This is a genomic window from Bradyrhizobium barranii subsp. barranii (assembly GCF_017565645.3).
Taxonomy (GTDB): Bacteria; Pseudomonadota; Alphaproteobacteria; order Rhizobiales; family Xanthobacteraceae; genus Bradyrhizobium; species Bradyrhizobium barranii.
Map to the genome: position 1 here is coordinate 5,838,083 of NZ_CP086136.1, position 21,374 is coordinate 5,859,456.

General features: G+C 64.5%; 19 protein-coding genes and 1 pseudogene. 10 read left to right on the forward strand and 10 right to left on the reverse strand.

Annotation, left to right across the window (positions count from 1 at the left end; translation table 11 throughout):
- Window positions 1-2 precede the first annotated feature (2 nt).
- Window positions 3-980, reverse strand: a complete 978-nt coding sequence (gene cysK, locus J4G43_RS28225) for a cysteine synthase A (RefSeq protein WP_208086973.1) — start codon at window positions 978-980, stop codon at window positions 3-5.
- A gap of 224 nt (window positions 981-1,204) precedes the next feature.
- On the opposite strand from cysK, the gene J4G43_RS28230 reads away from it, so the two are divergent.
- Entirely contained in the window at window positions 1,205-1,423 is a 219-nt protein-coding gene (locus J4G43_RS28230) for a hypothetical protein (protein WP_085404705.1), read from the forward strand.
- On the opposite strand, the gene tgt is transcribed toward J4G43_RS28230, so the two are convergent.
- Window positions 1,424-2,572 carry a tRNA guanosine(34) transglycosylase Tgt gene (gene tgt, locus J4G43_RS28235; RefSeq protein ID WP_208086974.1) on the reverse strand — a complete coding sequence of 383 codons (1,149 nt, stop codon included), beginning with the start codon at window positions 2,570-2,572 and terminating at the stop codon, window positions 1,424-1,426. It abuts the gene before it with no gap.
- A 243-nt stretch (window positions 2,573-2,815) separates the two neighbouring features.
- Between tgt and J4G43_RS28240 the strand changes: the two genes are divergently transcribed.
- The 4 genes from J4G43_RS28240 (at window position 2,816) to J4G43_RS28255 (ending at window position 6,962) form a co-directional block, all read left to right on the forward strand.
- A complete protein-coding gene (locus J4G43_RS28240) occupies window positions 2,816-3,970 on the forward strand; it encodes a patatin-like phospholipase family protein (protein WP_208086975.1) in 1,155 nt (384 codons plus the stop codon).
- A 135-nt stretch (window positions 3,971-4,105) separates the two neighbouring features.
- The gene (locus tag J4G43_RS28245) at window positions 4,106-4,852 is read left to right on the forward strand and encodes a TetR/AcrR family transcriptional regulator (protein ID WP_208089436.1); all 747 of its coding nucleotides are present in this window, start codon (window positions 4,106-4,108) and stop codon (window positions 4,850-4,852) included.
- A 251-nt stretch (window positions 4,853-5,103) separates the two neighbouring features.
- Window positions 5,104-5,706 (forward strand): PepSY domain-containing protein, encoded by a 603-nt coding sequence (locus tag J4G43_RS28250; protein ID WP_208086976.1) that lies wholly within the window; start codon window positions 5,104-5,106, stop codon window positions 5,704-5,706.
- A gap of 218 nt (window positions 5,707-5,924) precedes the next feature.
- Window positions 5,925-6,962 carry an aspartate-semialdehyde dehydrogenase gene (locus J4G43_RS28255; RefSeq protein WP_208086977.1) on the forward strand — a complete coding sequence of 346 codons (1,038 nt, stop codon included), beginning with the start codon at window positions 5,925-5,927 and terminating at the stop codon, window positions 6,960-6,962.
- A 99-nt stretch (window positions 6,963-7,061) separates the two neighbouring features.
- Here J4G43_RS28255 and queA read toward each other — a convergent pair whose 3' ends face one another.
- The 5 genes from queA to coaD all read right to left on the reverse strand — a co-directional run bounded on the left by queA (window position 7,062) and on the right by coaD (window position 10,270).
- A complete protein-coding gene (queA, locus tag J4G43_RS28260) occupies window positions 7,062-8,135 on the reverse strand; it encodes a tRNA preQ1(34) S-adenosylmethionine ribosyltransferase-isomerase QueA (protein WP_208086978.1) in 1,074 nt (357 codons plus the stop codon).
- A 143-nt stretch (window positions 8,136-8,278) separates the two neighbouring features.
- On the reverse strand, window positions 8,279-8,743 hold the full coding sequence (locus J4G43_RS28265; RefSeq protein ID WP_071913717.1) for a peptidylprolyl isomerase: 465 nt from the start codon (window positions 8,741-8,743) through the stop codon (window positions 8,279-8,281).
- The gene (locus tag J4G43_RS28270; protein ID WP_208086979.1) at window positions 8,740-9,150 is read right to left on the reverse strand and encodes a UCP034077 family protein; all 411 of its coding nucleotides are present in this window, start codon (window positions 9,148-9,150) and stop codon (window positions 8,740-8,742) included. The genes J4G43_RS28265 and J4G43_RS28270 overlap by 4 nt, the downstream gene beginning before the upstream one ends.
- A 9-nt stretch (window positions 9,151-9,159) precedes the next feature.
- On the reverse strand, window positions 9,160-9,735 hold the full coding sequence (locus J4G43_RS28275; protein ID WP_208086980.1) for a peptidylprolyl isomerase: 576 nt from the start codon (window positions 9,733-9,735) through the stop codon (window positions 9,160-9,162).
- Window positions 9,736-9,772: 37 nt separating this feature from the next.
- Window positions 9,773-10,270: a pantetheine-phosphate adenylyltransferase gene (gene coaD, locus J4G43_RS28280; protein ID WP_208086981.1), complete on the reverse strand. Its 498-nt coding sequence runs from the start codon at window positions 10,268-10,270 to the stop codon at window positions 9,773-9,775.
- 249 nt (window positions 10,271-10,519) lie between these two features.
- Here coaD and J4G43_RS28285 point away from each other — a divergent pair, with 249 nt between their 5' ends.
- From J4G43_RS28285 to J4G43_RS28305, 5 genes and pseudogenes are all read left to right on the forward strand, one after another.
- A complete protein-coding gene (locus J4G43_RS28285; RefSeq protein WP_063983166.1) occupies window positions 10,520-10,777 on the forward strand; it encodes a hypothetical protein in 258 nt (85 codons plus the stop codon).
- Between the two features lie 192 nt (window positions 10,778-10,969).
- Window positions 10,970-12,812: pseudogene (locus J4G43_RS28290) on the forward strand (potassium transporter Kup).
- 685 nt (window positions 12,813-13,497) lie between these two features.
- Entirely contained in the window at window positions 13,498-15,600 is a 2,103-nt protein-coding gene (locus J4G43_RS28295) for a TonB-dependent siderophore receptor (RefSeq protein ID WP_208086982.1), read from the forward strand.
- A 4-nt stretch (window positions 15,601-15,604) separates the two neighbouring features.
- Window positions 15,605-16,768 (forward strand): PepSY-associated TM helix domain-containing protein, encoded by a 1,164-nt coding sequence (locus J4G43_RS28300; protein WP_208086983.1) that lies wholly within the window; start codon window positions 15,605-15,607, stop codon window positions 16,766-16,768.
- Complete coding sequence (locus tag J4G43_RS28305; protein ID WP_071913707.1) at window positions 16,765-16,959, forward strand: hypothetical protein; 195 nt, start codon at window positions 16,765-16,767, stop codon at window positions 16,957-16,959. Before J4G43_RS28300 ends, J4G43_RS28305 begins: the two co-directional genes overlap by 4 nt.
- Before the next feature lie 88 nt (window positions 16,960-17,047).
- Here the strand turns inward: J4G43_RS28305 and gyrA are convergent, their stop codons facing one another.
- From gyrA to J4G43_RS28320, 3 genes are all read right to left on the reverse strand, one after another.
- Complete coding sequence (gene gyrA / locus J4G43_RS28310) at window positions 17,048-19,789, reverse strand: DNA gyrase subunit A (RefSeq protein ID WP_208086984.1); 2,742 nt, start codon at window positions 19,787-19,789, stop codon at window positions 17,048-17,050.
- Between the two features lie 168 nt (window positions 19,790-19,957).
- Complete coding sequence (locus tag J4G43_RS28315) at window positions 19,958-20,356, reverse strand: DUF2306 domain-containing protein (RefSeq protein WP_208086985.1); 399 nt, start codon at window positions 20,354-20,356, stop codon at window positions 19,958-19,960.
- Between the two features lie 202 nt (window positions 20,357-20,558).
- A complete protein-coding gene (locus tag J4G43_RS28320; protein ID WP_208086986.1) occupies window positions 20,559-21,080 on the reverse strand; it encodes a single-stranded DNA-binding protein in 522 nt (173 codons plus the stop codon).
- Window positions 21,081-21,374: the final 294 nt, after the last annotated feature.

The window sequence follows — 21,374 nt, forward strand, 5'->3', positions numbered from 1 at the left end:
TCCTAGATTCCCTCAAACAGAGCCGTCGAAAGATACCGCTCGGAGAAGGACGGCACTATAGCCAGAATGGTTTTTCCCGCAGCTTCCGGCCGCTTGCCGATCTCCAGCGCAGCTGCGATCGCCGCGCCCGAGGAGATGCCGCCGGGAATGCCCTCATGCCGCGCCAGCGCCCGGGTGGTCTCGATCGCGGTCGTCGAGTTGATCTTCACGATCTCGTCAATCACCGAGCGGTCGAGGATGTCGGGCACGAAGCCGGCGCCGATGCCCTGGATCTTGTGCGGCGTGTGCTGACCGCCTGAGAGCACCGGGCTTTCCTCCGGCTCGACCGCCACGACCCGCAAGGACGGCTTGCGTGGCTTGAGCACCTGGCCGACGCCGGTGATGGTACCGCCGGTGCCGACGCCGGCGACGAAGATATCGACGTTGCCGCCGGTGTCGTTCCAGATCTCCTCGGCGGTGGTACGGCGGTGCACCTCGGGATTGGCGAGGTTCTTGAACTGCTGCGGCATGACCGAATTCGCCGTCGTCTTCAGGAGCTCCTCGGCGGTCGCGATCGCGCCCTTCATGCCCTGCGCTGCCGGCGTCAGCACCAGCTCTGCGCCGAGAAAGGCCAGCATCTTGCGCCGCTCGATCGACATCGATTCCGGCATCACCAGCTTGAGCCGGTAACCACGCGAGGCCGCGACGAAGGCGAGCGCGATGCCGGTGTTGCCCGAGGTCGGCTCGATCAGCACGGTGTCAGGCTTGACGATGCCGGCCTTCTCCATCGCGATGATCATGGCCGCGCCGATGCGATCCTTCACGCTCGCGGCGGGATTGAAATATTCAAGTTTTGCCAAAATCGTCGCGTTGACGCCGTGCATGCCCGGCAGCCGCTGCAAGCGCACGATCGGCGTGTCGCCAAAGGCCTCGACGATCGAAGAGTAGATCCGGCCTCGGCCGGGCTGGTGCGCTGCACCCGTGTTGGACGATGCGTCCATGATGAACTCCCTGTGACGACAATTTCTGTTTCTGCAGCGTCTCTTGTGCAGTAACGGACAGCTTGGGACGACACGCAAGCGACAATGCGGCACATGTTAAATACGCTGCATCGCAAAATCGCGTGAGCTGTAATTATCAGAAAACCAACGCATTTGTGTTGCGACCTCGTCAACTGATTCGGTCTATGTTAGACTTAGGTCTCAAAGCCAGAGAGGTCATCACGATGTCAGCAGTCGCTGAAGTGTTGTCGACCGTCGCACATCACCGCGCCCCGCGTTGCAGCGAGTTGCCGACCTGCCCGGTCTGCGCCGACTCGATGGTCGCCGCCGAAGCATCCGCCTACATCTCTGACCATATGATCAGCTATCTCTGGACCTGCGACAATTGCGGCTATGGCTTCGTGACCAAGCACGCCGTCAAGCAGCGGATCGTCTGCAACTGACTAGCGCGGGGCGATGTCGCCCCTCGCCCAGTCCTGGCGCGTACGCTGGTAGAACTCGTCGAACGTCCCGTGTGCGATCGCGTTCCTGATGCCCTGCATCAGGAACTGGTAGTAGGCTATATTGATCTCGGAGAGCAGCATGGCGCCCAGCGTCTCGCCCGCCTTGACGAGATGATGCAGGTAGGCGCGCGCGTAGTTGCGCGCCGACGGCCAGGAACTCGCTTCGTCGAGCGGACGCGGATCGTCGGCGTGGCGCGCGTTGCGCAAATTGACCTGGCCGAAGCGCGTGAAGGCAACGCCATGACGGCCATTGCGCGTCGGCATCACGCAATCGAACATGTCGATGCCGCGCTTGACCGCTTCGAGGATGTCGTCGGGCGTGCCGACGCCCATCAGGTAGCGCGGCCGCTCTCTCGGCAGCATCGGTGCGGTCTCGTCGATCATCGCCAGCATCACCGCCTGCGGCTCGCCGACGGCAAGTCCGCCGATCGCATAGCCGTGGAAGCCGATTGCGACGAGGCCTTCGGCGCTGGCGTGACGAAGCTGCGGCACGTCGCCGCCCTGCACGATGCCGAACAGCATGTAACCGTCGGGCGCACTCTCGAATGCGCGCTTGCTTCGCTCGGCCCAGCGCAGCGACAGCCGCATCGCCCGTTCGACGTCGTCCCGCTCGGCCGGCAGCCGCACACATTCGTCCATCTGCATGGCGATGTCGGAGCCTAGGAAGCGCTGCACCTCGATCGAGCGCTCCGGTGACAGCTCGACCTTGGCGCCGTCGATATGCGAACGGAATGTGACGGCGTTCTCGGTGACCTTGCGCAGGTCCGACAGCGACATCACCTGGAATCCGCCGGAATCCGTCAGCATCGGCCCGTTCCAGCCGGTGAACCGCTGCAGGCCGCCGAGCGCCGAGATCCGCTCGGCGCCGGGACGCAGCATCAGATGATAGGTGTTGCCGAGCACGATGTCGGCGCCGGCCTCGCGCACCTCACGCCAGTGCATGCCCTTCATGGCGCCGGCGGTTCCGACCGGCATGAAGGCCGGCGTCCGCACCACGCCATGCGGCGTGGTCAGGCGCCCGGTGCGCGCTGCGCCATCGGTGGCGAGCAGCTCGAAGTGGTTGGGTAGACCGGTGTCAGGAAGATTCATGGTCGTGCTTATTGCGTGTCGGAAGAGGCTGATCAACCCGCTCGGACCACGCCAGAGCCGGCTTGTGGCTCAGAGCGGGACACATTTGACGCCGACTTGATCGCCCGGCGCGCTTGCCAAACAAAACGATACAGTGTAGTTTTTGCGCGGGGCTGGACGAGATGCCGCGGTGAATTTTGCCGGCGGCAGTATTTGCGTGATCGCCAGCCACCGACAATGCCCTCCGCTTCATGTTCGACCGAAATGTCCGGCCCCTCGCGCGGCTGGATCAGACAGACAGGCGCCCGCCTGACCGGATTCCTGGTTCTGGCGTGCAGCCTGGCACTCGGCGCCTGCACCTCCCTGCCCCGCACGCCCTATACGGCCGCTGAGGCCGGCGCGTCGCGCGTGCTCGATATCGACGGCTTGCGCCGCTACGCCGACGAGCCCGTCACGAAATTCAGCTTCGAGAAGGACACCAGCACCGCCACGAAGTCCTATCTGGCGCTCTCCGGCGGCGGCGCCGATGGCGCCTACGGCGTCGGCGTGCTCAACGGCTGGACCACGGCGCGCACCCGGCCGACCTTCTCGGTTGTCTCGGGCGTGAGCACCGGCGGCCTGATCGCACCGTTTGCGTATCTCGGCTCGCAATATGACGACACGCTCAGGGAGCTCTACACCAGCGGCATCGCGGAGAGCCTCCTGAACGATCCCAGCATCATGCGCGTGCTGTTCGGATCCGGCCTGTTCGGCAATACGCGGCTGCGCGAGCTCGTCGCCCGCTATGTCGGGCCGGAGATCATGGCGCAGGTCGCGCGTGAAAATGGCAAGGGCCGAAAGCTGCTGGTGGTAACCACCGATCTCGACACCCAGCGGACCTCGATCTGGGACATGGGCAAGATCGCAGCGGTCGGAACACCCGAGGCGCTAAAACTGTTTCGCGACGTGATGGCGGCTTCCGCCAGCATTCCCCTGGTGTTTCCGCCTATCATGATCGACGCCGAAGGCGAGGGCCGCAGATTTCAGGAGATGCATGTCGACGGCGGCGTGACGGCGCCGGTGCTGACGCTGCCGGAAGCCCTGCTCTCCCAGGACCGCCTGCCCGGCAACGCGCGGATGAACATCTACATCCTCGTCAACAAGAAGATCGAACGCAATTTCGAGCTCGTGTCCAACAGCACCATCGACGTCGCCTCGCGCAGCCTGTCGTCGATCACCCAGTCGCAGACGCGCTCGATCATCTTCTCGACCTATGATTTCGCCAAGCGCAACAATCTCGGCTTCCACCTCTCCTACATCGCGCGCGATTACCCCGCGCCGCCTTCGGAAGGGTTCGACACCGCCTATATGCGGGCGCTGTATCAGTACGGATACGAGAAGGCTGCCTCCGGCCAGGCCTGGACTTCGAAGCTGCCGTGATCCCTCGTGACGGAACGAGACCGCGCCGAAACCGTTGACGATATGGCCAATTCGGCCAGATTCGCGATGACGCCCCCGCTCCTGCGCGATATAGAGCAAATGACGACGATTAGAAGCGCGCAGGAATCATTGGGCATGGGATTGACTGCGACCAGGACAAAACCGGCGGCGCCACGGCGCGAGGTGCCGAAATCACGCGGCGGCCGTCCGACGAAAACCGCTGCGATCGAGCGCGATCAGCGGCTGATTGAGGTCGCCACCCGCCTGTTCCTGGATCGCGGCTTCGACGCGACCTCGCTCGACGCGGTCGCGGAGGCCGCTCGGGTCAGCAAACCCACCGTCTATTCCCGCTACGGGGACAAGCGCGGCCTGTTTGCCGCCGTGCTGAGGCGCGAAATCGCGCGCTGGCTTGCGCCACTATCGGCAGCCGCCGAGACCCAGCTCTCCAGCGCCTCGGACATTTCGGTCGAGCAGAGGCTGGTCGAGATCGGGCGCGAGATGCTGACCTTCACCTGCGGGCCCGATGCCGTCGCATTCAGCCGCATGCTGACGTCACAGGCCATCAACTTCCCCGACATCGCCAAGCTCGGCAAGGAGGAAGGCTGGCTGAAGGCCGTCGCCACCACGGCCCGCTTCTTCGACCGTCTGGTGGCGCAGGGCGCACTCGACGTCGACGACACCACGATCGCGGCAGAGGTGTTCCTCGACGTCGTCGTCGGTCACACCCACCGCCTGGCGACGTTCGGCACGGCGCTGGAATTGAAGGCCGCCGAGAAGCGCATGCGCGCGGCGATCAAGCTGTTCCTGGCCGGCGCGCTGGGACCAGCAGACCGCATCCAGAGCCCCGCAAAGGGCACACAGCGGCGGCGCCCGTCCCGCTGACAATTCCGTGAGGTCGCGACGTTTCCCCTTCGAGGTTACGCCCGCGTCGTTGACCAAAACAAAACGATACGGTATGGTTTAGTTATAAGCGATACGGACCGCTTTTTCACCAGCCCCAAAGGGGTCCGTACCGCCGAAGATCGCCGTGCCGGGTCCAGCCCGCTGCGACGCTCCGCGGCCGGCCGATGCCCAAGGTCGGCCGCGAATTCTTTACGATCATCCGGCACACTCGCTGGCCGAGGGTTTCGAGCATGACGACAGCCAAACGATTGACCGCGCGATTACTTGCGATCGCCTTGCCCGCGCTGCTCCTCGCCGCGCCGGCGCAGGCGATTGTCACCACGGGCACGCCAACCGCGCTTCACGGCGACACAGATGGTGATGCCGAAGCAGACCGCCAAGCGGTCAGCCGCGAAATCGAACGATTCCGCAGCTCGTCGATCTCGATCAGCCAGGCCATGGCGATTGCGGAAGCCCGTCATGCCGGTGCCACGACGGCGGATGTGAGTTTCGACGGAGCCTCCGGCGTGCCGGTCTACCGGGTGAAGACCCTGCACAACGACCGCATCTGGCGCCACACCATCAACGCCGCCACCGGCGAGCTCGTCGGCGGCGAAGCCGCCCTCCCCCTCGCCGAACTCGATCTCGACGACCGCAGCAACCTCGCAGCGCTCGGTGCCATCAAGCACCGCCTTGCGGATGCCGTGCACGTCGCCGAACGTGCGGCCTCGGGAAAGGCGATCAGCGGCGGACTGGTCCGCGAACGCGGCCGGCTGAATTTCGCGATCGTCGTCATCAGCGGCGATAACCTCAAGGAGGTCATCCTGGAGCCGCCGGGCGCCCGGACGAAGTAGCGGCGGCCACAATCCCGCCGAAAAGCCATTGACGGGCGCGAAACTCTCCCGCATAAGTCGCCGCCATGTTCACGACCACCAAACGCACGACTAAAACCACCACGGCCTTCGGGGCCCGGGGAGGCGTGCGCGCGTAGGTCGTCGACTTAAACGCAATCCACTCTACCGAAGCTCCGACCTCTGGTCCGGGGCTTTTTTGTTGTCTTCAGCTCAATGCAATGGAGGAGAATGTGAGTAACGATCCCGTCGTCGCGATTGTCGGCGTCACCGGTGCGGTGGGCGCCGAATTCATCGCCACCATGGACAAGCGCGGCTTTCGCGTCGGCAAGCTCAAGGCGCTCGCAAGCGCCCGCTCGGCCGGCAAGACGGTGTCGTTCCGCGGGCAGGACGTCGTCATCGAGGAATTGACCGAGCGCGCTTTCGAGGGCGTCGACATCGCGCTGTTCTCGGCCGGCGGCAGCATCTCCAAGAAGTTCGCGCCAATCGCTGTCAAGGCCGGCGCCGTCGTGGTCGACAACTCCTCCGCCTTCCGCATGGACCCGAACGTGCCGCTGGTGATCCCCGAGATCAACGCCAACCGCATCCGCGACCACAAGGGCATCATTGCGAACCCGAACTGCGCCGCGATCACCGCACTGGTGCCGCTCTGGCCGATCCACCAGACGAACCGCATCAAGCGCGTCATCATCTCGACCTACCAGGCGGCCTCCGGCGCCGGCGCCGCCGCGATGGACGAGCTCGTCGAGTCCACCCGCGCCAATCTCAACGGGCAGGTCTATACGCCCAAGGTGATGCCGCACCCCTACGCCTTCAATCTCTTCAACCACAACACCGCGGTCGACCCTGAAACCGGCTACAACGACGAAGAGACCAAGGTCATCAAGGAAACCCGCAAGATCTTCGAGGACGAGAAGATCGCGATCGGCGTCACCTGCGTTCGCGTGCCGGTGCTGCGCGCCCATTGCGAGGCCATCACCTTCGAATGCGAGAAGCCGATCACCGACAAACAGGTCCGTGCCATCATGGCGCAGGCGCCCGGCGTGAAGCTCGTCGACGACCGCGTGAAGAACTACTTCCCGATGCCGATCGACGCTTCGGGCCAGGACGACGTCCTGGTCGGCCGCATCCGCAAGGATCTCAGCGATCCCTCAGGGCATTCGATCTCGATGTTCGTGGCGGCCGACCAGCTGCTCAAGGGCGCCGCGCTGAACGCGGTGCAGATCGCGGAGTTGTTGCCGCAGCGCGTGATGGCGTAACGCAAGGTGCCGTAGGGTGGGCAAAGCGAAGCGTGCCCACCAATCGACCTGAAATATGCGGATAGATGGTGGGCACGGCGCTACGCGCCTTTGCCCACCCTACGGCTCCGCGCGAAACAACAAGCACGCATCCCCGTACGAATAGAACCGATAGCCACTCGCGATCGCGTGCGCATACGCCTGCTGCATCGCCTCGAGCCCGGAGAACGCCGACACCAGCATGAACAGCGTCGACTTCGGCAAATGGAAATTGGTCAGCAGGATATCGACGGCACGGAAGCGATAGCCGGGGGTGATGAAGATCGACGTCTCGGCCGCGAACGGCTGGATGGTGCCGTCCTCGCCGGCCGCGCTTTCGAGCAGTCGCAGTGACGTCGTGCCGACGGCGATGATGCGGCCGCCATTCTGCCGTGCGGTGTTGAGCCGCTCTGCCGTCTCGGCGGAGATCGTGCCCCACTCGGCATGCATCTTGTGGCCTTCGGTGTCGTCCACCTTCACCGGCAGGAAGGTCCCTGCCCCGACGTGCAGCGTGACGCGGTTGATGCCGACGCCGCGGTCGCGCAGCGCCTGCTCCAGCGCCGGGGTGAAATGCAGGCCGGCGGTGGGCGCCGCGACGGCGCCTTCATTGGCCGCGAACATGGTCTGGTAGTCCGCGAGGTCCTGATCGTCGGGCGTGCGCTTCGAGGCGATATAGGGCGGCAGCGGCGGGCTGCCGAGATCTTCGATCGCCTGATCCAGCGCCGGGCCGTGAAACGAGAATGACAGTGTCACTTCACCATCGGTGCCCTTGACCTCGACCTCGGCGTCGAGATGGCCGAGCAGGCAGACCTTGCCCTCGTTGCCGAAGCGGATGCAGTCGCCTGCCACGAGCTTTTTTGCCGGCTTGACCAGTGCCTGCCAGCGCGAGCCGTCGAGGCGCTTGATCAGCGTCGCCTCGATCTTGGGCTCGGTCTCGCGGCCGATGCGGCGGCCCTTGAGCTGCGCCGCGATCACCTTGGTGTCGTTGACGACGAGCTGGTCGCCCGCCTTCAGCCATTGCGGCAGCTCGGAAATGAGCTGGTCGCGCAGCGCGCCACCTTCCACGACCAGCATCTTCGCGGAGTCGCGCGGGCTCGCCGGGCGCAACGCGATGCGCTCGGCGGGCAGATCGAAATCGAAGAGATCAGTGCGCATGTCGGGCTCAGCGCCACGCAGTCAGACCCTCATGGCGAGGAGGCGCGTAGCGCCGTCTCGAACCATGAAGGCCGAGCTGCAACAGCGGGGCCTTCATCCTTCGAGGCGCGCGTTCCGCGCTCCTCAGGATGAGGGTTGAGCGGTTACTCCGCGTCCGCGGCCATCCGCGCCTTGACGATCTTGTCGGGGTTCTGGACGGGCTCGCCGCGCTTGATCTTGTCGACGTTCTCCATGCCCTCGGTGACCTTGCCCCACACCGTGTACTGGTTGTCGAGGAAGCGGGCGTCGTCGAAGACGATGAAGAACTGGCTGTCGCCGGAATCGGGGCTGGCGGCGCGGGCCATCGAGGTGGTGCCGCGCACGTGCGGTTCCTTGTTGAATTCCGCCTTCAGCTTCTTGCCGGAGCCACCGGTGCCGGTGCCCTGCGGGCAGCCGGTCTGCGCCATGAAGCCCTCGATCACGCGGTGGAACACGATGCCGTCGTAGAAGCCCTCGCGGACCAGTTCCTTGATGCGCGCGACATGGCCGGGCGCAAGATCGGGCCGCATCTCGATGGTGACGGGGCCCTGCGTGGTCTCGAGGATCAGGGTGTTTTCGGTGACGCTCATGCTCGTCTCTCTTGCGTTGGGGGTGAAGTCTTCCGGTTACGGAACTGGATCGCGAATGGACGTCCCGCGGCGGCCCCGGCCATTGCATCGGTAAATGGCATCGGCGTGCAGCGTTGCAGCGCCTCCATCACCGCGACCCGGTATTGCAGCCGGTCATTGTCAGAGGCCTCCGCGGATTCATAGGTAATCCTCGGATGGCCCAGAATGTTTCCGGCCCGGTTAAAGCTCACGACGACGGTGATGTCGATAGGGCGAGCCTTGCTGGGCGGCGGCGGCTTCCAGCAGGTCCGCAAGTGCTGGAATATGTCCTGGATGGTGTTGACCTCTGCGTCCCCGGCGGCCGCGCCGGAAACGCCTGAAAGCAGCAGCGCGGCAGCCAGCAGAAGCCTATTGCCACAGCGCGCCATGGTCCCATCCTATTTGATGTCGGAGGCGACTTGGACCTTCACCATCTTGTCGGGATCGGTGACGGCACCGCCGGCCGAACCGGGCGGTGCCTTCTTCAGCTTGTCGACGACGTCCATGCCCTGCACGACCTCGCCGATCACGGTGTACTGGTTATCAAGGCTGCCGCCGTCCGCGAACATGATGAAGAACTGCGAGTTGGCGCTATCGACGCTGTCGCCGCGCCGCGCCATCCCGACGATGCCGCGGGCGAAATGAACCTTGGAGAATTCCTGCTTCAGGTTCGGATATTTCGAGCCGCCGGTGCCGTTGAATTTCTCGCCGTCGCCGGTCTGGGCCATGAAGCCGTCCATGACGCGATGGAACGGCACGTTGTTGTAATAGCCCTCGCGCGCGAGCTGCTTGATGCGCTCGGCATGCTGGGGCGCAATGTCGGTCCGCAGCTTGATGATGATGCGGCCCTTGGTGGTGTCGATGACGATGGCGTTGGCCTTGTCGAGATTGGCCGGCAATTGCTGCGCCACCGCCGGGACCGCGCTGAAGAGCGCGGCAAAAATCGTGGCAAGAATTGCGAGACGACGGATCATGAGAACTCCGGATCAGGTAGGATGAAGAATTGCGCCGTTATCCGGCGAATTTGGCCTTGAGCAGGTTGGCGACGAGCGGCGGCACGAAGGTCGAGATATCTCCGCCCATGGCCGCGATTTGACGCACCAACGTGCCGGTAATTGGGCGGACGGCCGGAGAGGCCGGCAGGAACACGGTTTGGACGTCGGGCGCCATGGCGCCGTTCATCCCGGCGAGCTGCATCTCGTAGTCGAGGTCGGTGCCGTCGCGGAGACCCCGAATCATGACAGTCGCGCCGTGCCTGCGTGCCGCGGTGACCGCAAGATCGTCGTAGGTCACGGCATCAAGCGTGCAGCCGACCTGGGCTGCGACCGGCCCGCAGACGTCATGGAGCATCTTGAGCCGCTCCTCACTAGAGAACAGCGGCTTCTTGCCGGGATGGACCCCAATCGCGACCACGAGCCGATCGCACAGGGGGACACTGTTCCGGACGACGTCCAGATGGCCGTTGGTGATGGGGTCAAAGGAACCCGGATAGAAGGCGATACGCGGCATGTCCCCGTCCTACCGCGCCCGGCCCGGCCCGGCAAGCCAGACGGGTTCCCTGCCGGTTTTTCGGCGGCGCCGAGTCGGAATTCCCCGAATTGTTTCGTCCTCGGGACGACCATGAAACAAAACGAAGTGCGAACGAAACCATTTCGGGCGTCCGCGAAGACGTCCGGAAACTGGCCATGGTTACTAATCCACCCAACGAATGACGGGCCGCACAACTGGGCGTAGCGGCCGCATCACAGGGGACCGTCAATGATCAAGACCATCTCGGCCATCGCTATTGCTGCGTTTGTTGCCGCCGCTCTCACCGTCCTTCCCGGTTTCGCTCCGTCCGTCGAAGCAAGCGTCCCGCAGCCGCTGGCCAAGAGCGACCGCCTCGATATCCGCACCGTCGGCAGGGACTGCTCGCAGCAGGCTTGGCCGAACTTCGAGGCATCCTGCCTGCGGCAGGCCGGCACCAAGGCCAATATCCGCGAGGCCCGCCTCGTGACCGCCGACCGGACCCCGTAGTCGGGGCTGTCAGCTTCGCGTCATATAAATCCCGAGATGAATCCCATGGATATTTGCGACGTCCCGTCGCAGACTGTCTGATGCTCGCGCCCGTCGGAATGGCCCGGCGGGCGCGATCCCATCGGGGGGTCGACCTTGTCCAGTACGCCCGCAGTCGTTTCCGGCCATCACCCTGACCCTCTGCCGATTGCCATGACCATGGGCGCCCTCGGGGTTGTCTATGGCGATATCGGCACCAGCCCCCTCTACGCCCTGAAGGAAGCCGCCAAGGCGGCCGCCCATGGCGCTACGGTGACTCCCGAAGCTGTCCTGGGCGTTGCCTCGCTGATCCTCTGGGCGCTGCTGCTGATCATCTCGCTGAAATATGCGCTTCTGATCCTGCGCGCGGACAATCGCGGCGAAGGCGGCATCGTCGCGCTGCTGGCGCTATTGCATGCCCGCCACGCCCAGCCCGGCACCTGGCGCGCGCATCTCCTGGTGGTCGGCCTCGTCGGCGCTGCTCTCCTTTATGGCGACGGCGCGATCACCCCGGCGATCTCGGTGCTCTCAGCCATCGAAGGCCTCAAGGTCGATGCGCCCTCGCTCGCGCCGGTCGTCGTGCCCATCACCGTCGCCATCCTGATCGGGCTGTTCATGATCCAGAAGCAGGGCACGGGCTTCATCGGCCGCATCTTCGGGCCGGTGATGCTGGCCTGGTTCTTCGTGCTGGCCGCGCTCGGCGTCCACGGCATCGTCAAGGCCCCGGCTGTGCTCGCGGCACTGAGCCCGCTCTATGCCTTCAACTTCCTGATCCACCAGGACTTCCACATCTCCTTCGCGATCCTCGGCGCCGCCTTCCTGGCGGTGACCGGCGGTGAAGCGATGTATGCCGATATGGGCCATTTCGGCCGCTTCCCGATCCGGCTTGCCTGGTTCGCGATCTGCCTGCCCGCGCTGGTGCTGAACTACTTTGGGCAGGCCGCGCTGCTGATCACCGATCCCGCGATGATCGAGAACCCCTTCTTTCAGCTCTGCCCGGACGCCCTGCACTATCCGCTGGTCGCCTTCTCGGCGCTCGCGACCGTGATCGCCTCGCAGGCGATCATTCTCGCTGACCCAGCAATCGATCCAGCTCGGCTTCCTGCCGCGCATGCAGATCCGCCACACCACGAGCCACGCGATGGGCCAGATCTACGTGCCGCTGGTGAACTGGCTGCTCGCTGCAGCAACGCTCGGCGCGGTCCTGAGCTTCGGCACCTCGGAAGCACTCGCCGGCGCCTACGGCATCGCGGTGTCGCTGCTGATGGCGATCACCACGCTGCTCGCGGCCCTGGTCGCGATCCAGTGGGGCTATTCGCCGTGGATCGTGGTCGCCGTCAACGGCTTCTTCTTCGTGATCGACGTGATCTTCTTCTCCGCCAATTCGATCAAGCTGTTCGAGGGCGGCTGGTTTCCGCTGCTGCTCGCGGCCCTCGTCGCCTTCATGATGCTGACCTGGCGCAGCGGCGTGAGGCTGGTCGAGGCGGCGCGCGCGAAGCTGCGCCAGCCCGAGGAGGACCTGATCGAGACTGCGGTCAACAAGTGCAGGGCCAGACTGCCCGGGACCGCCGTCTTCCTGGCATCCGCGCCGCGCGGCGTGCCGCTGGCGCTGACGCAATTCGTCAAGCACAACCACGTGCTGCATGAGCGCATCGTCCTCGTCACCGTGCTGATCGAGGAATCCCCGCACATCACCGATGAAGACCGCGCCGAGGTGATCGAGATCATCCCCGGTATCACCCGCGTGGTCCTGCACTACGGCTTCATGCAGAATCCGACGATCTATGCCGGCCTGACGCTCGCCTGCCGCCAGGGCAAGCTGCCCGGCATCGACCTCTCCGACATCACCTACTATGTCGGCCGCGAGACCATCATCCCGAGCGAGGACATTCCGGGCATGTGGGTCTGGCGCGAAGGCCTGTTCGCCTTCCTCCAGCGCAACGCCGAACGCTCCGCCGCGTTCTTCGGCGTGCCGACGAGGCAGGTGGTGGAGTTCGGGACCGAGTTGGAGATCTGATCGTCGTGCGGATCGCCCGTTCAGGGCAAGGCAGGCTTCGCACCACGCGTCTCGATGAGATGCCGATCACCGACAGGTAGAGCTCGTCACGCCCGCTTACCCGGGAGTGTGCGACATTCGCGCGCACCTCAATCTTGTCTGGCCCATCTCCAGACATACGCAGCAACAAATTCCAATGTTTTGTCGATCAGTTAGCTTCGCTTTTTTAGAAGTTCTAAGAATGCCTCCAATTATGACGTTTCGAGTGATTCAAAATTCGTCCAACTCGACGCTCGCAATGTCGCGATCTAACACGCGCGCGGGTGCGAAGTCGCGTGAGGTCAGAAGGATCATCCCGCCGGCGCGGCGATCGCCGGATGGGGCGCTGACATGGAATGCGATGGACACGGCCTGCGTGGTCGTGCGGACTATTTTTCAAGGAACACTTTCAAGAGCACAGCCAGCGCACTCACGCTCGGCTGCTTGCTGATGGCCGTCGCGCCGGTGAACGCGCAGAACACTGGCCAATCCGGTGCATCCGCGTTGCCGCCGGTGACGGTCGACGCACCCGTTCAGCGCGCGCAACGTCCGGTCCAGGTCCGGCGCAACGCATCGGCGCGGCGCAGTGCGAGCCAGCGGTCCGCTCAACAGGCCAACCGTTCGACAGGCCAACCGTTCGACAGTACAGCCGGAGCCCCAAGCGCTGGTGGGAACAGCAGCGCGCGTCAACGCCGGCACCAACGGGTTCGTCGCCACCCGCGCCTCCGGCGCCACCAAGACGGATGCGCCGATCATGTCGACGCCGGCATCGATCGCCGTCATCACTCGCGACGAAATGAATGTGCGGCAGGCGCAGAGCATCCGCGACCTCTTGCGCTACGCGCCAGGAATCTATTTCAGCAACGATACCGATTTCCGCTTTCAGAACGTCAGCGCGCGCGGCTTCAGCCTCGAAACATATCTGGACGGGCTGCGGCTCCAGGGCGGACCGTTCGGTGCGCCGCGGGTCGATCCCTATTTGCTCGAGCGCGCCGAGGTGATCACCGGGCCGGCATCAATTCTCTACGGCGCCGCCTCGCCCGGCGGCATCCTCAACCTCGTCAGCAAGCGCCCGACTGAAAATCCGTTCGGAGAAGTCTCCCTGCAAACCGGCTCGTTCGACCGGATCCAGGGCGCCTTCGATGTCGGCGGCCCCGTCGACAAGGACAAGACGCTGCTCTACCGCGTCACCGGTATCGGCCTCAACGCCGACACCCAGGTCGACAATATCGGCGAGCAAAGATTTTCGATCGCGCCGGCCTGGACGTGGCGTCCGAGTATCGACACCACCATCACCTTCCTGACGAGCTACCGGCAGGACCCGAAGGGTGGTGCCTTCGCGCTGTTGCCGATCCAGGGCACGCTGGTGCCGGGGACGTTCGGGCAGATCCCGCGCAATTTCTTTGCCGGCGATCTCAACTACGAGACTCTCAAATACAAGCAGGCAACCGCCGGCTACGAGTTCGAGCATCGTTTCGACGACGTCTTCACGGTGCGCCAGAACGTACGCTACCTGCACAATGAGCTCAGCTATGTCGAGGTGCAGCCCGGCGGGTTCACGACGACGGGCGCGGGCGCCACGCTCCGGCTGGTCGACGGCCGCACGATCAACCGGAGCTACTTCTCGACCAACGAGAACCTCGACACATTCGCTGCCGACAACCAGCTCCAGGCCAAGTTCAACATGGGACCGCTGCAGCACACGGTGCTTGCCGGCCTCGACTACCAGCGGTTCGACTTCAACAATCTCGCCCGCTTCGCGGCCACCAACACGCTCGACATCTTGGCGCCGAATTACACGCAGAACATCGCCGTCCCCACGGCGCTCTTCCAGAACCTCGACCAGCACCTGTCGCAGCGCGGCCTCTACGTCCAGGACGAGGCCAGGCTCGGCCGGCTCACCGTCCTCGGCGGAGTCCGCTACGACTGGGCCGAGGGCAATACGCTGGCCCAGAACACCGGCGTTCGCGTCCTGAACGACGACCAGAAGCCAACCGGCCGCATCGGCGCGATCTACAATTTCGACAACGGCATCGCGCCCTATGTCAGCTACTCGACCTCGTTCCAGCCGACCTCGGTCGGCACGCTGCTCAACGGTCAGCCGTTCAAGCCGACCACCGGCGAACAGTACGAAGGCGGCGTGAAGTATCAGCCGGTCGGGACCAATCTGATGTTCACGGCCGCGGTCTACGACCTCAAGCAGCAAAACGTCGCAACCGTCATCAGTGGCCCCGGCATTCCGGCCAACACAACGGCGCAGGTCGGCGAGGTCAGCTCGCGCGGGTTCGAAGGGTCCGTCGTCGGCAGCCCCCTGCCCGGCTTCAGCCTGCGTGGGCAGTACTCCTATCTCGACAACCGGATCAGTTCGCCCCAGGACGTCAATTTCGGCAAGCGGCTCGCCAACGTCCCGATGCACACCGCCTCGCTCTGGGCCAACTATCTGGTGCAGGGCGGTCCTGCCACCGGCTTCGGCTTCGGCGGCGGCGTCCGCTACGTCCACGACATGTACACGACCAACGCCAACAATCTGACGGTTCCGACCATCGTGCCGGGCGTCTTCCTGCCCGCCGCCACGGTGCCGGCCAGCACGGTGTTCGATGCGGTGCTGTCCTATGATTTCGGGATGCGATATCAGCAGTGGAAGGGCCTCAGTGCGGCGGTGAACGTCAACAACGTGTTCGACAAGACCTATGTCTCGTTATGCACGGCCGGCGGCTGCCGCTGGGCGCTGGGGCGCACGGTGCTGGCGACGCTGACCTACCGGTGGTGAGAGGATGACAGCACAGTCAGTCAAATGGTGGTCGCTGGTCCACAAATGGACCAGCCTGGTCTGCACGCTATTCCTCCTGATGCTTTGCATCACCGGGCTCCCACTGATCTTTCATGACGAGATCGACGAGCTCTTCAAGTCGGAAGCCTCGGCCCGAGAGCTCCCGGCGGATACTCCGCAGGCTCCGCTAAGCCGGCTGGTCGACGCCGCCAAGGCGCGCTATCCGCAGCGCTACCTCCAGGTGCTCGGCTGGGACGACGATCGCGCCAACGTCGTCAACGTATTCCTCTCGGCTACGCCTGAAGCTCCCCCCGGCCAACGTTTCCTGAAGCTGTCATTCGATTCCAGGACCGCGGAACTGATCGGCGAAGACACGCAGCAGGGCGGCCTGATGAGCGCCATCCGCATATTCCACCGCGACATGTTCTTGGGGTTGCCGGGTGAACTGTTTCTCGGCGTCATGGGCCTGCTGTTTGTCATCGCGATCGTTTCCGGCATCGTGCTCTACGCGCCCTTCATGCGCCGGCTCAACTTCGGCACGGTGCGTCGTATCGGCGCGTCGCGGGTCAAATGGCTCGACCTGCACAATCTGATCGGCGGAGTGACTCTCATATGGCTGCTTGCCGTCGGCGTCACCGGTGTCATCAACACGATATCGTTGCCGCTGTTCTCCGCCTGGCGCGCGGAGGTGATGCCGGAGCTGATCGCGCCGCACTTGGGCAAGCCGCCGCTTGCGAAATGGGCCGACGTCGACGACGTCATGGCCGCAGCACGTCGGGCGCTCGACGGCAACACGCCGGCCAGCATCATCTTTCCGACGGTCGCACGGTTCGGGACACCACGGCACTTCATCGTCTGGACCAAGGGCACGACGCCGATCACCTCGCGCCTGTTCACGCCCGCGATGCTCGACGCCGAAACCGGGCAGCTCGTCACCGCGCGTGGCCTGCCGTGGTATCTCAGGGCGTTGCAGGTATCGCGCCCGCTTCATTTCGGGGACTACGGCAGCCTGCCGCTGAAGATCATCTGGGCGCTGTTCGATCTTGCCGCCATCGTCGTGCTTGCCAGCGGCGTCTATCTCTGGCTCGGCAAGCGCAAATCGCCTCGCGTCACCACGCGCGCTCAGGACGGGCCGCCTGTCGTAGCGACATCCGGGATCCGTCCATGAAGCGCGAGCGCCACACCATGGACGAGATCTTTCGCTGGCCGCTCCTGCTCGGGGGGCTCATCCTTGTCGGGCTGGCGTCGGCGCTGTTCGGCGACGATGGCTGGGACGCGCTGTCCTGGGCAGCACTGGCAATTCCGCTGGCCGTGCTCGGCTGGAAGGCATCGCGCCAGCCGCATCTTCCAGGATCATAGGCCGGACACCGGCGCGTTGTGCCGTGCCGGACCTATCCGGTTGATTGCAACCGTCAACGGAGACGACACCTGACGGGATCGGCTCGATCTACGAACCGTTCCCGTTCTCGCCGTTCCCGCTATCGGCCTCTTCCGTGATGTGCTCGACCGAGACGACGTGCTCGTCCTCGGCGGTGTCGAACACGATCACGCCCTGGGTCGAGCGACCGGCGACGCGGATGCCTTCGACCGGGCAGCGGATGAGCTGGCCCTTGTCCGTGACCAGCATGATCTGGTCGGCGTCTTCCACGGGGAAGGAGGCCACCAGATTGCCGTTGCGGTTGTTGACGCTCATGGCGACGATGCCTTTGCCGCCGCGGCCAGTGGTGCGGTACTCGTAGGACGAGGTCCGCTTGCCGTAGCCGTTGACGGAGACGGTGAGCACGACCTGCTCGGCCGCCGACATCTCGACATAGCGCTCCTGCGGGAGCTGGAAGCTGCCGGAAGTCGTCTCTTCGGCCTCGGCATCCACCGGAGCCTCGTCGACCACGGCTTCGCCGGCCACCGCACGACGCATCTTCAAATAGGCCGAACGTTCGTCCGAGGTGGTCTCCATGTGGCGCAGGATCGCCAGCGAGATCACCTTGTCGCCTTCGGCAAGCGCAATGCCGCGCACGCCCATCGAAGTGCGGCCGGTAAACACGCGCACGTCGGGGACGGGGAAGCGGATGCACTGGCCGCCGGCGCCGGTCAGCAGCACGTCGTCGCGCTCGGTGCAGATCTGCACGTCCACGATCGCTTCATTCTCATCGAGCTTCATGGCGATGATACCGGAGCGGCGGACGTCGACGAAGTCGGACAGCTTGTTGCGCCGGACGTTGCCGCCGGTGGTGGCGAACATCACGTCCAGGTTGCCCCAGGTCGATTCATCCTCCGGCAGCGGCATGATGGTGGTGATGCGCTCGCCCTGCTCCAGCGGCAGGATGTTGATCAGCGCCTTGCCGCGCGCGTTCGGCGCGGCCATCGGCAGGCGCCACACCTTCTCCTTGTAGACCTGGCCGCGCGACGAGAAGAACAGCACCGGTGTGTGCGTCGACGCCACGAACAGGCGGCTGACGAAATCCTCGTCGCGGGTCTGCATGCCGGCGCGGCCCTTGCCGCCGCGGCGCTGCGCCCGGTAGGCCGACAGCGGCACGCGCTTGACGTAGCCGGCGTGGGAGACGGTGACGACCATATCCTCGCGCTGGATCAGGTCCTCGTCCTCGACCTCGCCCTCCTGCTCGATGATCACGGTGCGGCGCGGGGTCGCGAACTCGGCCTTCACCTCGGCGAGCTCGGTCTTGATGATGCCCAGCACGCGGGCGCGCGAGCGCAGGATGTCGAGATAGTCGGCGATCTCGCCGGCGAGCTTGTCGAGCTCGTCGCGGATTTCGTCGCGGCCGAGTGCGGTGAGGCGCTGAAGGCGCAGGTCGAGAATGGCCCTCGCCTGTTCCATCGACAGCCGGATCGTGCCGTCCTCGCTAATGCGGTGGCGCGGATCGTCGATCAGCGTCAGCATGTCCTCGACGTCCCGTGCCGGCCAGTCGCGCGCCATCAGGGTGTCGCGGGCAGTGGTCGGGTCGGGCGAGGTCCGGATGACGCGGATCATCTCGTCGATATTGGCGACCGCGATCGCCAGACCAACCAGGATGTGGGCGCGATCGCGCGCCTTGGCGAGCAGGAACTTGGTGCGACGCGTGACGACCCGCTCGCGGAAGTCGACGAAGATCGCCAGCAGGTCCTTCAGATGCATGATCCGCGGACGGCCGCTGTCGAGCGCCACCATGTTGACGCCGAAGCTCGTCTGCAGCGGCGTGAATCGGTACAGCTGATTCAGCACCACATCCGGCACGGCGTCGCGCTTCAATTCGATGACGACGCGGTAGCCGTCGCGGTCGGATTCATCGCGCAGGTCGCCGATGCCCTCGATCTTCTTTTCCTTGACCAGCTCGGCGATGCGCTCGACCATCGTCGCCTTGTTCACCTGGTAGGGAATCTCGGTGATGATGATCGCCTCGCGCTCCTTGCGGATGGTCTCGATGGCGACCTTGCCGCGCATGACGATCGAGCCGCGGCCGAGGTGGTAGGCGGCGCGGATGCCCGCGCGTCCGAGAATGACGCCGCCGGTCGGGAAATCCGGTCCCGGAACGATGTTGATGAGTTCCTCGATGGTGAGCGCAGGATTGTCGATCAACGCGACGCAGGCGTCGATGACCTCGCCGAGATTGTGCGGCGGGATGTTGGTCGCCATGCCGACCGCGATGCCGCCCGCCCCGTTGACGAGGAGGTTCGGGAACTTGGCCGGCAGGACCGACGGCTCGGTTTCGTTGTTGTCGTAGTTCGGCTGGAAGTCGACGGTGTCCTTGTCGATGTCGGCCAGCAGAGCCAACGCCACCTTCGTCAGTCGCGCTTCGGTGTACCGATAGGCGGCCGGGGGATCGCCGTCGACCGAGCCGAAATTGCCCTGGCCGTCGATGAGCGGCACGCGCATCGAGAAGTCCTGCGCCATCCGGACCATGGCGTCGTAGATCGACTGGTCGCCATGCGGATGATATTTACCGATGACGTCACCGACCACGCGCGCCGACTTGACGTACTTCTTGTCGGGCGTGTGCCCCTGCTCGTTCATCGAGTAGAGGATGCGACGATGAACCGGCTTCAACCCGTCGCGCGCATCGGGCAGCGCACGCGCCACGATCACGCTCATCGCGTAATCGAGGTAGGACTTCTTCATCTCCTCGTAGATGGAAACGGGACGAATGTCCGAGGGTTGCGCCGGCTGGTCGCCGGGCTTGTTGTCGTCGTCAGCCAAGGGGAAATCCGGTGAGATTTTATCTGGGAATCATATAGCGCATCGCCCCCCTGATAACCACCCTTGCGAGGTCTGGGGAAGCGGTTTTTCCGACTGTTTTTCCAGAGACTTACGAGCTCAGCACCACCGCATCGAGCGAGGCCGGAATGTGCCGCCTGGAACCACGTCCTAGGCTCCGAAAATCACCCGGTGCATGATGCGGCCGGGCACCAGCGTGAACAGCCCGGCAATCACGAGCGCGCCGATGAACGTCATGATCATGATACGCCGGTGATCGGCGACCCGATGGGTATGCGCCCGCCACACCGCGAGCGGCAGCATCACCAGCGTGAAGATCGACAGGAGATGGATCGGGCTGAACGGCCCGACCAGACGGATCTGGTGGATCCAGAACGACGAGGCCGCCACCACCGCCATCAGCGCCACCCAGATCCAGCCGATCGTCCGGTGCGGCAGCGTGCCCTTGGGGGCGGCAAACTGAACGAGGCCGAGCACGAAGGCGGCCATGGCGGCAAAGGCATGCAGCGGGATCGCCGGAGCAGCCTCAAGCAGTGGCGCAACGCTCATGCAGGGCTCTCTCCGGTCGACGGCCAACCCATGTGAACAGGATTAACATCAAGTTAATACCATTCACATCACGCCTCGTCAAAGGCTTGAGGCAGCACATGAGGCAAGCCCGCAAAAACCGAGCTTTGCCCGTCAATTGGTAAGGAATCCTGTCGTTCTAGGCGAGCAAGGTGACATCAGGGGCGAAGCGCCCCCGCCCGCCTCAGAACGGGATATCGTCGTCCATGTCGCTGTTGCGGCCACCACCACCACCGCCGCCGCCGCCGCCGGCGCCGCCGGCGGCAACGGCACGGCGCGGCGCGCTGCTGACGGGACCGGAGGAGCCGAAATCGCCGCCCGGCTCGTCGCCGAAGCTGCCGCCTCCACCGCCGCCGCGGCCGTCGAGCATCGTCAGGGTCGAGTTGAAGCCCTGGAGCACGACCTCGGTGGAGTACTTCTCGGCGCCGCTCTGGTCGGTCCATTTGCGGGTCTGGAGCGCGCCCTCGATGTAAACCTTCGCGCCCTTCTTCAGGTACTGCTCGGCGACCTTGCAGAGCCCTTCATTGAAGATCACGACGCGATGCCACTCGGTCTTTTCCTTGCGCTCGCCGCTATTCTTGTCGCGCCAGGTCTCTGAGGTGGCGATGCTCAAATTCGCGATCGGCCGCCCGTCCTGGGTGCGGCGGATTTCGGGATCCTTGCCGAGATTTCCAACCAGAATGACCTTGTTGACGCTTCCCGCCATCGCCGCTCTCCACTCCGAATGCCACTGAATTTTAGAAGGCCCGGGACGCGCCCGCGTCCTCTGCAACCTGTTGACGCGACCCTATACGCTTGCGCGGACGGATCGGCCCGTCACCCCTCCACTTATCCCCATATATAGCACCCCTGGCGGGTTCGTTCCAGATTTGTTCTTACGACACCCCTCACCTTGTTGCGTTGGCAAGACGACACCGCGCTGCACAAAGACGGCCTGCGCCAAATGGAATTTCCCCGAATTCCTGAGGACGGCGAAACAGCTTAACATTCATCAAGTTAG